The sequence below is a fragment of the Clostridia bacterium genome (genome assembly GCA_019683875.1).
In the GTDB taxonomy this organism is placed as follows: domain Bacteria; phylum Bacillota; class Sulfobacillia; order RBS10-35; family Bu92; genus Bu92.
The window spans coordinates 1-13,144 of the sequence record JADGHN010000048.1; the positions used below are offsets into that span (position 1 = coordinate 1).

The window sequence follows — 13,144 nt, forward strand, 5'->3', positions numbered from 1 at the left end:
CCTGACGGGGGCGGTGGCGCGCGTGCGGGAAGCGCTGACCCTCGTGCGCGTGCGCGAGCTCCTCGCCGCCGGGATCGAGCGCGTCTGGGTGGTCAGCGATCGCGCGGCGCTGCTGGAAGAGGCACGCGCGGCCGGCGCCGTGCCGGTGACGAGCGCGCGCCCGTTCCGGTTCGGGCGGGAGCTGTCCGAGGTGGCGCGGCGCGTGGCCGCCGCCGACCCGGACGCGTGGCTGCTTTACTTCGGGGGCGGCGCGGCCCTGTCGCTCGACGCGACCGACATTCGAGACCTCGCTGGCGCGCTCACGGACCCTTCGCAGGCCTGGCTGAACAACCCCCAGTCACCGGACGTCTTCGCCGCGACGGCGGCCGCCCTGGCGCAGGCACGGAGCGCATGGCCGTCGCATGACAACGGCATCGGCGACCTGCTTGAGGCAGCCGGCCTGCGGCGCATGTTGTGGCCGAACCACGCGGCGTTGAACTTCGACCTCGACACCCCGGCGGACGCCTGCATCCTGCGTTGGCTGGTCGAGAAGGGGATCGCGCCCGGCCACGTGGCGGGCGACGCGGCCGTTCGCCAGGCCCTGGCTTCGGTGCCCGGGCTCGAGCAAATGGCGTGCAAGGTGGACCGCGTCGCCCGCGTCCTGCGGGACGGCGGGGAGCTGGCCCTGTTCGGCCGCGTCTCGCCGACGACCGTGCTTCGCATCAACGAGCGTTGGAAGTGCCGGGTGCGCGTGTTCTCGGAGGAACGCGGCATGAAGGCGCTCGGCCGCGAGGCGGCGGGTCTCGTGCGATCGCTCGTCGGCGAGTTCGTCGACGTTGCCGGGGCCGAACGGTTTTTCCGCGCGGTGTCGCACGTCGCTGACGCCGTGCTGTTCGACTCCCGGGTGCTCCTGGCCCACTGGCGGTCGGACGCGAGCGAAGAGGAACGATTTGCGGCGGATCTCGGCGATATCGCATCCGTACACGATGCACGCCTCGCCTCGCTCGCGGACGCCGCGCGGAACGCGCTCGTTCCCGTCCTTCTCGGCGGTCACACGCTCGTCAACGGGGCTCTCTGGACATTGTCAGATTCCCTTGCATTGATGCCGTCTTTTGGAGAATAACGGAATTCAATGGCAGGATTGCCGAATTTTCGCTCGAATGTCTCCGGCGGAGGTTGCCTTTTCTGTCCAGGGAAACGCTGCAGCTGGAGCGGTGGTTGAGCAGCCTTCCCGGCGTCCAGTCCGCGCGGGTCTCGCTGGGCGAGGGCGGCGTGGAGCGCGTGCACCTGCTCATCACGGGAGACCCCGCGGCGGCGGTCAGCGACGCCCACACCCTGGTTTATACCCTGACGGGGCGGCGCCTCCCCGCGGATGCGATCGTCGTCACTCCCGTTGGACCCAGCGGCGTCTGGGATGAAGAGGGGCGCTGGCGGCTCGCGGAGATCGGCGTCGTGCGTGAAGAGGGCGACGTCGCGGAGGTGACGGTCCGGCTCACGGACGGGGACCGCGTGAACGTCGGCCAGGCGCGGGGCGGAGCGGACCGGGAGCTGCGGCTGACAGCCCTGGCCACGGTCCGGGCTCTGGAGGCGGCGCTCGGCGAGGGGGTCATGCTCGCGCTGGTGGACCTGCAGCGGATCCGCCTCGCGGGGCAGGCCGCGTTCATCGCGGCCCTGCATCTGGAAGCGGACGGCGACGGTCGGACCCTGCTGGGCATCGCCGCGGTGCAGGAGAACGAGCGGACCGCTGCGGCGCGCGTCGTCCTGGACGCCGCGAACCGCGCGTTCCGGTGAGGTGGATGGACAAGTTTGCTCCGAATTTGCCGTTTTGCGGATTTCCGGTCTCGTGCCCCAGCGAAGGGCCCGTGCATCACCTAGCGGAGTTTGGCCGGGCTAAGTCAGTCGAGGGGTTGTGTTCGAGATGGTGCGTGTGCTGAAGGTTCTTGCGACGTTGGCGCTGCTGGCCATTGCGGCCGGTGCGAACTATCGCTGGTAAAGCATAACCGCGACACACAAGCCTAGAACCCCTTGCGGGCCGAGACCGGAAAGGATAGGAGGAGCGCATTGCAACCGGGAATCCACCGTCATCACTACACGTTACTTTTCATTCTCGTAACAGCTGTCATCCTTGTTGGGTGGGCGTTGTGGGATCCGCATGTCCTTTCCATGTGGCAATTGTGGACGCTCATTGTCCTAACCGCCGTGGCGGAATCGTTACCGGTTCCTCTCCCACAAGGGCGCGGCACCGTGTCTGTTGGGTTTCCCCTCATATTCGCGACTTCAATGGTTATGGGGCCTTTCGCGGGCTTCGTTGTAGGACTTTTCGGCACCTTTACTCTCGACGAACTGCGGGGCCGGGTCACGTGGCTACGAATGATCCTCAACCACTTGCAATTGGGTCTTGCGGGCGGGGTATCTGGGGTGGCTTACGCCACGCTATCCAACGCCTGGGGAGCTCCACTCGGGACTTGGACTGGTTTGGTAGCGGGTGGGTTGTTGTACTTCAGCATCAACGCAGGAACCGTTTCTGTCATGGTGTCTCTATATCACCGTATGTCAGTAATGCATTATTTCAAGACTAGTATCATGGACACCGTCCCAAATTATCTCGCTCTTATTCCCATATGCTACGTCATGGCGGCCGTTTACCAGTCGCTGGACGTCGTCGGCCTGGCCGTCTTTTTCCTGCCGCTTCTCGTCGCGCGGCAGTCCTTCAAGCTCTATTCGGAGATGCGCCAGTCGTACCGGGAGATGATCGTCGCCCTGACGAGGGCGCTTGAGGCGAAGGACCCGTACACGGCCGGCCACGCGGAACGCGTGAGCGGCATCGCGGTCTCGCTCGGCAAGGTCATGAACATGTCGGACGAGGATCTGGAGATTCTGGAGATCGTCGGCCTCCTGCACGACATCGGCAAGATCGCCGTCCCCGACGCCATCCTGAACAAGCGCGGCCCGCTCACGGCGGAAGAGTACGCACTCATGAAGAAGCACCCGGTGACGGGCCACGAGATCGTCCGCAACATCCACTTCCTCGGCAAGGGTCAGGAGTGGGTGCTGCATCACCATGAGCACTGGAACGGCAAGGGCTATCCGGACGGGTTGGCGGGAGAGGCGATCCCGCTCGGGGCGCGGGTGCTCGCCATTGCGGACGCGGCTGACGCCATGTTGTCCGACCGGCCGTACCGGCGCGCCATGCGGCTGATCGAGGCGTGTCGCCAGCTCGCGCGTGCCAGCGGAGAGCAGTACGACCCGACGGTGCTGCGCCGCTTCTTCGAACTGTGCGCGGACGAGCGGTTCGCGAAGGAGATCCTGCGCCAGCCGGCGCCGATTTCGGCGACCGAACTGGGCGAGCTGATCGCCCTGCCGGAAATGGTTTCCGCAGGCCGGGAGGCTGCGGCGAGCCGTCCCGCTGACAACCCGCCGGTGTCCACCGACGTGCCGGAAGGTTCCGAGAACGCATGATCTTTGCGTGGGCCTTGCTGGTCTCGGTGGTCGTCGGCCTGATCCGCGGCGGGCGGATCGACCGGTTTTCCGAGGTGCAGCTTCGTTCGTACGGGCTCATCCTGCTCGGGTTCGCGGGGCGCATTTTTCTGCACTGGGCCGGATATTCCGGACTCGCGTGGGTTCAACCCTGGGCGGCCTGGATCCACGTCGTGTCCTACGTCTTTCTCCTGTACGCGTTGGCTCTCAACCTTCAGCTGCCCTGGTTTCGGCTCGTCTTCCTCGGCACGCTGGCCAATTTCGTCGTGATCGCCTTGAACGGGGCGAGGATGCCGGTATCCAGGCACGCCCTCCAGGCGACGCTGCAGGCGGACCAGATCCCGTTTCTTCAAGGCGCCGGGGACTACATGCACACGCTTTTGACCTCCTCCACGCGGCTCTGGTGGCTCGGGGATTGGCTGTTCGTGCCGCCGCCGTTTCCGCGGCCGACGACGTTCAGCATCGGGGACGTGCTGGTGGCCGTCGGGCTGTTTCTGTTCGTCCAGCGCGTGATGGTGGGATCGGAGACCCGGACGTGGAGCGTTGGCCGCGCCGGCTGAGCTCGTTGCCCCCCGTTTTTTGAGCGTGTTACACTTGGAAAAGGCGCGGGCGTCGTCGACGGTCGCGCCTTTTGAACGTATGGGGGGCTCCGCCTTGCTCGGCGTCCTGAAACGGCTCCTGAACTACAACGAGCGCGAGTTGCGCCGGCTGCAGCCGATCGTGCAGCGCGTGAACGAGCTGGAACCGACCGTGGCCGGTCTCGACGACCAGGCGCTGGCGGCCAAGACCGCCGAGTTTCGCCGTCGGTACGAGGCCGGCGAGTCGCTCGACGACATGCTCCCCGAAGTCTTCGCCGTCGTCCGTGAGGCGTCGAAGCGGGTGCTCGGCATGCGCCACTTCGACGTGCAGATCCTCGGCGGCATCGTCCTGCACGAGGGCAAGATCGCCGAGATGGCCACCGGCGAGGGCAAGACCCTCGTGGCCACGCTGCCCGCGGTGCTCAACGGCCTCACGGGCAAGGGCGTTCACGTCGTCACCGTCAACGACTACCTGGCCAAGCGCGACAGCGAGTGGATGGGCCAGCTGTACAAGTTCCTCGGCCTCTCCGTGGGGCTGATCGTGCACGGGCTGGACCCGGCCCAGCGCCGCGCCTCCTATGCCGCCGACATCACGTACGGCACGAACAACGAGTTCGGTTTCGACTACCTTCGCGACAACATGGTGATGTACCCTCAGGACCGCGTTCAGCGCGAGCTGCACTACGCGATCGTCGACGAGGTCGACAGCATCCTCATCGACGAGGCGCGGACGCCGCTCATCATCTCGGGGCTGAGCGACAAGCCTACGGAGCTGTACTTCAAGTTCGCGCGGATCGCCGAGACTCTTGAGGAGGGGCGCGATTACACGGTCGACGAGAAGGCGCGCACCGTGGCGCCCACCGAGGAAGGCATTGCGAGGGTCGAGAAGGCGCTCGGCGTCGACAACCTCTACGCGAACGACAACATGGACCTCGCCCACTACCTTGAGAACGCCTTGAAGGCCAAGGCGCTCATGAAGCGGGACCGCGACTACGTCGTCAAGGACGGCGAGGTCATCATCGTCGACGAGTTCACCGGCCGGCTCATGTTCGGGCGCCGCTACTCGGACGGCCTGCACCAGGCCATCGAGGCCAAGGAGAACGTGCGCATCGCGCAGGAGAGCCAGACGCTCGCCACGATCACGTTCCAGAACTACTTCCGCATGTACGAGAAGCTCGCCGGCATGACGGGCACGGCGGCCACCGAGGCCGACGAGTTCGACAAGATCTACAAGTTGAACGTGGTCGTCATCCCGACGAACAAGCCGATGATCCGCAAGGATCTGCCGGACGTCGTCTACAAGACGGAGGCCGCCAAGTTCCGCGCCATCGTGCGCGAGATCAAGGAGCGGCACGCGAAGGGCCAGCCGATCCTCGTCGGCACGGCGTCCATCGAGAAGTCGGAGCGCCTGAGCGCGATGCTCAAGCGCGAGGGGATCAAGCACCAGGTCCTCAACGCGAAGAACCACGAGCAGGAGGCGGAGATCATCGCCCAGGCCGGCCGCCTGGGCGCCGTGACGATCTCCACGAACATGGCGGGGCGCGGCACGGACATCCTGCTCGGCGGCAACCCGGACTTCAAGGCGCGGCAGGCCTTGAAGCGGGCGAACGTGCCGGACGAGGTGATCGCCGTCGCGGTGGAGCATGCGCCGAGCGACGACCCGGCCGTGCTCGAGGCGCGGAAGCTGTACCAGGAAGCGCTTGCGGAGGCCAAGCGGGAGACGGACCGGGAGCACGAGGAGGTCGTGCGTCTCGGCGGCCTGCACGTCATCGGGTCGGAGCGTCACGAGTCGCGGCGCATCGACAACCAGCTCCGCGGGCGCGCCGGACGCCAGGGCGACCCCGGTTCCAGCCGGTTCTACATCTCGCTTGAGGACGACCTCATGCGCCTCTTCGGGTCCGAAAACCTCAAGGGGCTGATGGACCGCCTCGGGGTGGAGGAAGACGAGCCGATCGAGCACCCCCTCGTCACGCGGGCCATCGAGAACGCGCAGCGGCGCGTGGAGGCGCGCAACTTCGAGATCCGCAAGCACCTCCTGGAGTACGACGACGTGATGAACCAGCAGCGCGAGGTCATCTACGGCCAGCGCCGGCAGCTCCTTGAGGAGCAGGACATGAAGCCGATCGTGCTGGGCATGGCCGAGTCGGTGATCGAGCGCTGGATCGACACCTACTGCCCGGCGGGGACGCACCCGGAGGAGTGGGACCTGAAAGGCCTCCTGGAGCAGGCGGAGCATCATTTCCTGCGCCACTCGACGCTCACGCCCGAGTCCTTCGCGGACCTGGAGCGGGAGGAGATCGAGGAGCGCCTGCTCCAGGAGGCGCGGGAGCGCCTCGATGCCAAGGAAGCGGAGCTCGGCGCGGAGACGTTCCAGGAGCTCTGCCGCGTGATCGCGCTGCGCACCGTCGACGCCAAGTGGATCGACCACCTCGACGCCATGGACGACCTGCGCGAGGGCATCGGCCTGCGCGCGTACGGCCAGCGGGACCCGCTGATCGAGTACAAGATGGAAGCGTTCGAGATGTTCAACGAACTGCGCGAGCGCATCCAGGAGGACGTCGTCAAGCTGGTGTTCCGGCTGGAGGTCGTGCGGAACGTGGAGCGGCAGAGCGTGGTGCGCGGGCTGCGCATGTCGCACGCCAGCGCGGGCGGCTTGGCGTGGGCCTCGGGCGGCGCTGGGGCGGCGCCCCAGCCGATGGCTGCCGGTGGCGGCGCGGGCTCGGCGGCGCCCGTGATCGCGCGCCGGCCGGGCGAATCCCCGGCGGCGCCGCCGCAGGAGCGGCCGCAGCCGGTTCGCGTGCAGAAGGTCGGGCGGAACGATCCCTGCCCCTGCGGCAGCGGGAAGAAATACAAGCACTGCTGCGGGCGGTAGCCAACCCCGCGGCGGACCGGAGACGGACGGAACGAATTCACGAGAAGGAGTGCCGGACCATGTACGAAGACGAACGGAGAACGCTCGGCGCGCTCGCGGCGCGACTCGACGAACTCGGGAGGTCTCTTTGACCACGCCAGCCTGAAGGCGGCCGTCGAAGAAGGGGAGCGCCGCATGGCGGACCCGGCGTTCTGGGACGACCCCGATGCGGCTCAATCCTTCATCCGCCAGCACCGCATCCGGCAGAACCGGCTGGAGCGGTACGAGGCGCTGCGCGGCGAGCACGATGAACTGGCCGTGCTGTGCGACCTGCTTGAGGCGGAACCGGGCGACGCCGCCCTGGAACGCGAGCTGCGCAGCCGGCTGGCCTCGCTGGAGGAGTCGCTCGAGCGGTTCGAAGTGGAACTCCTCCTGACCGGGCCCTACGACCAGAAGGACGCGCTCCTGTCGATCCACCCCGGCGCCGGCGGGACGGAGTCGCAGGACTGGGCCGCCATGCTCATGCGCATGTACACGCGCTGGGCCGAGGACCACGGCTACAAGGTGGAGACGCTCGACTACCTCGAGGGCGAGGAAGCCGGCATCAAGAGCGTGACGCTCGCCATCCGCGGGCCCAACGCGTACGGCTTCCTGCGGCCGGAGCGCGGCGTCCACCGGCTCGTGCGCCACTCGCCGTTCGACGCGTCCGGCCGCCGTCACACGTCGTTCGCGTCGGTCGACGTGCTCCCGGTCCTGGAGGAGGCGGAGGTGGAGATCCGCCCGGAGGACCTCCGCATCGACACCTTCCGCGCCAGCGGCGCCGGCGGTCAGCACGTGAACAAGACCGAATCGGCGGTGCGCATCACGCACCTGCCGACGGGCATCGTCGTGACGTGCCAGAACGAGCGGTCGCAGCACGCGAACCGGGAGTCGGCGATGACGATGCTGCGCGCCCGCCTCGCCCAGCGCATGATGGAGGAGCGCGAGAAGCAGCTTCAGGCGGAGCGCGGCCAGGTGGGCGAGATCGCGTGGGGCAACCAGATCCGCTCCTACGTGTTCGAGCCGTACACGCTCGTCAAGGACCACCGCACGGAGCACGCCGTGGGCAACATCAAGGCCGTCATGGACGGCGAGATCGATCCGTTCATCTTCGCCTACCTGAGGAAGCAGATGGCGCCGGCCGGCGCGGAGCGAAGCGGGTCGCCGGCATGACGGCGTCGCGGGCGCGGTCGCTCGTCGCGGGTGTCGCGCTGCTCGCCGCCGTGCTCGTGCTGGGGATGGAATTTCTCGTGCCGCCCGTGGTGGAGCACGTGGCCGCCTCCGCGCTCACGCCGCAGTTCGGCGAGGGGGCCGACGTGCAGGTCCACTTCCGCGGGCCTGGCCTTGCGCTCCTCCAGGGGCGCGTCGACGAGGTGGAGCTGGACGTCCGCCGCGCCGTCGTCGGCGGGATCCCCGTTTCCGAATTGCACGGCGCGTTTTACGATGTCCGCCTCGAGCCCCTTGCGCTCTGGCGCCAGGATCGGCCCGCCGTCCGCTCCGTCGCCCGCAGCCAGGCCACGTTCCGCATCTCGCAAGACGACATCGCCCGGTGGATGGCCGAACGCGCCGCCCACCTCCGCGCGGCCGGGCGGGACGGCTGGCTCGCCAACCCGTCCGTGACCATCGGGGACGGCTGGATCGAGGTGCGTGGCGAGGCGCACTACCGCGGCGCGACGTTTCCCGTCGACGCGCGGGGCCGCATTGTGCCGCGGGCCCAGGAGGGCGCCGTGTCGTTCGCGTTCGACAAGCTGACGGTCGGCGGGCACGGCGTTCCGGCGGCGCTTGCCAACGCCGTCTTCGACCTGATCGGCGGCGGGGCGCGGCTCTCGTTCTCGCTGGCCGGCATGCCGCTGCAGGTGACCGGCGTGGAGCTGGCCGGCGGCTGGGCCACGATCCGCGCCGCCGGTGGCGCGTGGGCGCCGCCGGAGCCGGCGTTGACCTCCAGGCGGGTGTCGCTTTGATGGCGGGCGACCGCGTGCGGGTGCTCGGCGTGAGCGTGGACCGCGTCGGGGCGGCGGAGGCGCTCGATCGGGTGACCGCGCTGGTGGAGACCGGGGAAGGCGGTCTTGTCGTGACCGTCAACCCGGAGATGATCATGGCGGCGGCGAGGGACGCCGTGCTCGCGGAGGCGTTGCGATCGGCGCGGCTCGCGGTGGCGGACGGGGTCGGCGTGGTCTGGGCGGCGCGGCGCCTGGGCACGCCGCTCCCGGAGCGGGTGCCGGGCATCGAGCTGGGGGAGCGCCTGCTGGCGCGGGCCGAGGAGCGCGGCTGGCCCGTCTACTTCCTGGGCGCGCGCCCGGAGGTGGTGAGCGCGGCCGTGTCCCGATTGCAGGCCCGGTATCCGCGGCTGCGCGTGGCCGGGGCGCGGGACGGCTACTTCGCCCCGGCCGAGGCGGGCGGCGTGGCGGAAGCCGTCGCGAGGAGCGGTGCGCGGGTGCTCCTCATGGGGATGGGCGTGCCGCGTGAGCAGCACTTCTGGGTCCGGCATCGGGCGGCGCTGCGCGGCGTCGTGGCGTTGGGCGTCGGCGGCAGCTTCGACGTGTGGGGCGGGGCAGCGCGCCGCGCGCCGGCGTGGATGCGGAGCCTGAACCTGGAGTGGCTGTACCGCCTGGTGAAGGAGCCCCGCCGGTGGCGTCGCCAGCTGGCGCTGCCGGCGTTCGCGCTACGCGTGCTCGCGGCCGCTTCCCGCCGCCGAGGCATCGGGGACTGAGGCTTCGGCCGGCGCCTCCGGGCGCAGCAGCGCCGCCGCCAGGACCGCGTTCCGCCGGGCGCTGGCGCGCAGCGCGGGCCGCAGGCGCGCCAGTTCCTGCGCGCGGCGCGGCCGCTCCCGCAGCGCCGCCTCCATCCCGCGCAGGAGCATGTCCAGATGGGGCAGGGCCTTGACGCTGCCCAGCACGGGCAGGCCGAGTTCCTTGGCCACGCCGTCCACTTTGGGATCGTAGGAGATGGCGATGGCGGGCTGCTCCGCGACGGCCGCGAGGACGAGCGCGTGCAGGCGCATCGCGACGACGGCGCCGGCCTGGCCGAGGAGGGCGAGCAGGCCCGCCGTGTCGGCGGGGTCGAGGTCGGGCACCAGGGCGTCCCCGCCCGTTCGCGCGGCCAGTTCACGCGCGAGGGCCAGGTCGGCGCGCGGGTGCATGGCCAGGAAGACCGGTCTCAGGCCGTGCCGCTCCGCCACCTGGCGCGCGAGGATGACGAGGTCGTCGATCCGCGCGGCCACGCCCGGCCAGGGCCGCAGGGCATACAGCGCGTAAGAGCCGCGGGCGAGGCGCCAGCGTGCGAGCACGCCGGTGGCCGACGCGGGCCGGTATTCGAGGCCGAACGCGGCGTCGGCCGTCACCTCGGCCGGAATCGCGTCGCCCGCCCAGGAGCGCAGGGTTTCCAGCGAGTCGTGGTCGCGCAGCGTCACGAGGTCGGCCGCCGACAGCGCGCGCACGGCCAGCGTGCGTCCGACCGCGCTGCTCACGGGGCCGAGGCCGTTCGCGTACAGCACGACCCTGGTTCCGAGCCGCCGCGCGAGAAGGATCATGCCTGCGTAGTAGACCAGCGACCGCACGCTGGTCACGTCCTGAAGGAGCGTGCCGCCGCCCAGGATGAGCGCGTCGGCGCGACGGATCGCGCCGATGGCCGCGGGGCGCATGCGGTGCACGGCCCGCACGCCGAAGTGGCGGGAGGTCGCCGCGGGGTTGGCGGAGAGCACGGTCAGCTCGATGCCGGGGCATGCCGCGCGCAGGTCGCCGATGACGGCGCGCAGGAGCGCCTCGTCGCCGGCGTTCCCGAACCCGTAGTAGCCGAGCAGGGCGACGCGCGGCGGCCGCGGGCCGCCGGCCGCGTCCCGGGCGGGACGCGAGGACGCGGGGCGGGCGCTCCCGGAGCGCGTCCCCGCAGGAGCGGGAGGGCGGCCGGTCATGACGCGCGCCTCCCCAGGCGATCCGCGTACAGCGCCCGAACGTCCCGCGCCATGCGCTCCGCGCTGTAGTGCTGCAGCGCGTGGCGACGCGCCGCCTCTCCCATGCGGCCGCGCAGCGCCGCGTCGGCGGCGAGACGTGCCACCGCGCGCGCGGCCGCGTCCGCGTCGCCCACCGGCACGACGATCCCGGACACGCCGTCCGGAACGACTTCCGGCAGCCCGCCGGCGTTCGACACGACGCACGGCAGGCCGGCCAACGCCGCCTCGATGGCCGACAGCGGCAGCGCCTCCGTCCGGGAGAGCAGCATGAAGATGTCGGCGGCGGCCAGCAGTCCCGGCACGTCGTCGACGAAGCCGAGGAAGACGTCGCCAGGCACCCCCGCCTCCGTGGCCGCGCGGCGCAGGTCGGCCTCAAGCGGTCCCTCCCCGGCGATGGCGAAACGGAGACGGCGGCCTCCCTTGCTGTCCTCAGTGGCGCCGGCGCCAGCGTCCCGCCCGGCTGCCGGCGACGCGAGAAGCCGGCCGGCGGCCGCGATCCACGTGTCCCAATCCTTTTCCGGCACCAGGCGTCCCGTGCCGGCGACGAGCACGTCGGCGTCGCCCAGCCCCAGGCGCGCGCGCCACGCCGCGCGGCGCTCGGCCGCGGCGAGATACGGCGCCGGATCGACTCCTGAAGGGATCAGGTGCACGCGGGCGGGCGGCACGCCATCGCGCAGGAGTTCCTCGACCACCGCGTGGGACACGGCGATCGCCTCATGCGGCAGGGCGGCCTCGGCGCGGCGCCGCAACCGCGTCCATCGCCCGCCCTGCCACTGGGCGCTGTCGCGCCGGCTGGAGCCGTGGCGCGTGTAGACCACGAGCGGCACGCGCGTCCACGCCGCGGCCAGGCGGGCGCTGAGGCTGGCGTGCGCGTGCACCACGTGCGGCCGCAGGCGGCGCAGGCGGGCCGCGAGGTGCAGCACGGCCCGCGCGTCCAGCGAGCGCGGGGCCAGGTCCGGAGCCTCCACGCGCCAGCGCCCGCGGGCGGCGGCCTCCAGCCGGGCGGCGAGTTCACCCCGGGGCGCGATGACCGTCAGCTCATCGTCCTCCCAGACGGGTTGCTCAAGGAGCGTCCAGAGATAGCGTCCGGCGCCGCCGATGCCGCGATCGCTGATCACGTGGACGATGCGCATGCCTCGCCCCCCTCTGGAGCGTCCGGACGCGCGGCGCGGGATGCCGGCGACGGGCGGCCGCCCGCGGCCTCGTGAGGCGCCGGCGGCTCCGGCGCCGGCTCGGGCGCCTTGAGAAGCGCGCGCCAGGCCGCCACGCCGACGCCCGCGCCCAGCCACAGCCCCATGGCCGCGCGCGGGCTGAACCACACGTTGTCCGTCAGGCCCTCGAACATCAGCGCCGCGCCGGCCGCAAGCGCGGCCGCCGCCGCCAGCCGCGCGCCGTCGAAGGCCGGCGGCACGCGGCGCAGCGCGGTGCGCAGGAACGTCAGCGCCAGCGCCACGGCGAGCCACAGGAACACGACGAGGCCCGGCAGGCCCGTCTCGGCGAGAATCTCGAGGTAAATGTCATGGGCGTGCGCGGCTTCCGTGCCCGCGATCATGAAGTGCGGGTAGACGGCGGCGAAGGCGGACTGGCCCAGGCCCACGCCCGTCCAGAGGTACGCGCGCACCATGTGCAGGACGCCGGTCCAGATGGCGAAGCGGTACTGAATCGAGGTGTCCTGGCCGCTGGCCAGCGACTCCAGGCGGACCTGGATGGCGTGCGGGCCGGCCGCCACCAGCGCCACCAGCATGACCGCCATGCCCGCCCAGGCGATCGGGAAGTGGCGGGGCCGCCACAGGCTGCCGAGGACGGCGAACGCCAGCACCGCCGCGAGCCAGCCGCCGCGGGAGAACGTGTACAGGTCGCCGGCCAGCGCCACGCCGAGCAACGCGAGGGCGCCAAGCCTGAGGAGCCAGCGGCGCTCCGACAGCACGAGCGCGGCCACGAAGGGCAGCGTCGAAGTGAAGTAGGACGCCAGCGAGTTCGGGTCGTCGAAGACGGAGAACACCCGCGTGCTCAACCCGGGGTTGGCCTGCTCGTCGATCCATTGCGCCGGCGCCTGGACGCCGGCGTAGGCCTGCGCCAAACCGATGACGGACGTGAGGGCCGCGCCCAGCGCCAGGCTCCACTGCACTGCGCGGACGGCGGCCGGCGACGCGACCATCTCGCTGACGAACACGAACAGGAGGAAGTAGCTCAGCCAGAAGATCAGGCTGACGAGGCTGGCCAGCGGCGTGACGCTCGCCAGCGCGGAGATCACGACGGCCGCGGCGAAGA

General features: G+C 70.5%; 11 protein-coding genes. 8 read left to right on the forward strand and 3 right to left on the reverse strand.

From position 1 onward, the window contains the following. From IRZ18_05340 to IRZ18_05375, 8 genes are all read left to right on the forward strand, one after another. The coding region (locus IRZ18_05340; protein MBX5476528.1) for a hypothetical protein at window positions 1–1,102 on the forward strand (1,102 nt) is incomplete at its 5' end. 53 nt (window positions 1,103–1,155) lie between these two features. After that, window positions 1,156–1,770 (forward strand): hypothetical protein, encoded by a 615-nt coding sequence (locus tag IRZ18_05345; protein ID MBX5476529.1) that lies wholly within the window; start codon window positions 1,156–1,158, stop codon window positions 1,768–1,770. A gap of 840 nt (window positions 1,771–2,610) precedes the next feature. Beyond that, complete coding sequence (locus IRZ18_05350) at window positions 2,611–3,438, forward strand: HD-GYP domain-containing protein (GenBank protein MBX5476530.1); 828 nt, start codon at window positions 2,611–2,613, stop codon at window positions 3,436–3,438. Further along, a complete protein-coding gene (locus IRZ18_05355) occupies window positions 3,435–4,016 on the forward strand; it encodes a DUF5317 domain-containing protein (protein MBX5476531.1) in 582 nt (193 codons plus the stop codon). Before IRZ18_05350 ends, IRZ18_05355 begins: the two co-directional genes overlap by 4 nt. A gap of 79 nt (window positions 4,017–4,095) precedes the next feature. Next, on the forward strand, window positions 4,096–6,906 hold the full coding sequence (gene secA / locus IRZ18_05360) for a preprotein translocase subunit SecA (GenBank protein MBX5476532.1): 2,811 nt from the start codon (window positions 4,096–4,098) through the stop codon (window positions 6,904–6,906). A 141-nt stretch (window positions 6,907–7,047) separates the two neighbouring features. Next, window positions 7,048–8,097, forward strand: coding sequence for a peptide chain release factor 2 (gene prfB / locus IRZ18_05365; protein ID MBX5476533.1), 1,050 nt, complete (start codon window positions 7,048–7,050; stop codon window positions 8,095–8,097). After that, window positions 8,094–8,885, forward strand: coding sequence for a DUF2993 domain-containing protein (locus tag IRZ18_05370; protein MBX5476534.1), 792 nt, complete (start codon window positions 8,094–8,096; stop codon window positions 8,883–8,885). The genes prfB and IRZ18_05370 overlap by 4 nt, the downstream gene beginning before the upstream one ends. Continuing rightward, window positions 8,885–9,634, forward strand: a complete 750-nt coding sequence (locus tag IRZ18_05375) for a WecB/TagA/CpsF family glycosyltransferase (GenBank protein MBX5476535.1) — start codon at window positions 8,885–8,887, stop codon at window positions 9,632–9,634. The genes IRZ18_05370 and IRZ18_05375 overlap by 1 nt, the downstream gene beginning before the upstream one ends. On the opposite strand, the gene csaB is transcribed toward IRZ18_05375, so the two are convergent. From csaB to IRZ18_05390, 3 genes are all read right to left on the reverse strand, one after another. After that, window positions 9,587–10,834, reverse strand: a complete 1,248-nt coding sequence (gene csaB / locus IRZ18_05380; GenBank protein ID MBX5476536.1) for a polysaccharide pyruvyl transferase CsaB — start codon at window positions 10,832–10,834, stop codon at window positions 9,587–9,589. The two genes, IRZ18_05375 and csaB, sit on opposite strands and share 48 nt — an antisense overlap. Beyond that, entirely contained in the window at window positions 10,831–12,006 is a 1,176-nt protein-coding gene (locus tag IRZ18_05385; GenBank protein ID MBX5476537.1) for a glycosyltransferase, read from the reverse strand. Before IRZ18_05385 ends, csaB begins: the two co-directional genes overlap by 4 nt. Next, window positions 11,988–13,144 (reverse strand): O-antigen ligase family protein (locus IRZ18_05390; protein ID MBX5476538.1); only part of this gene is annotated, 1,157 nt, incomplete at its 5' end. The genes IRZ18_05385 and IRZ18_05390, both read right to left, overlap by 19 nt.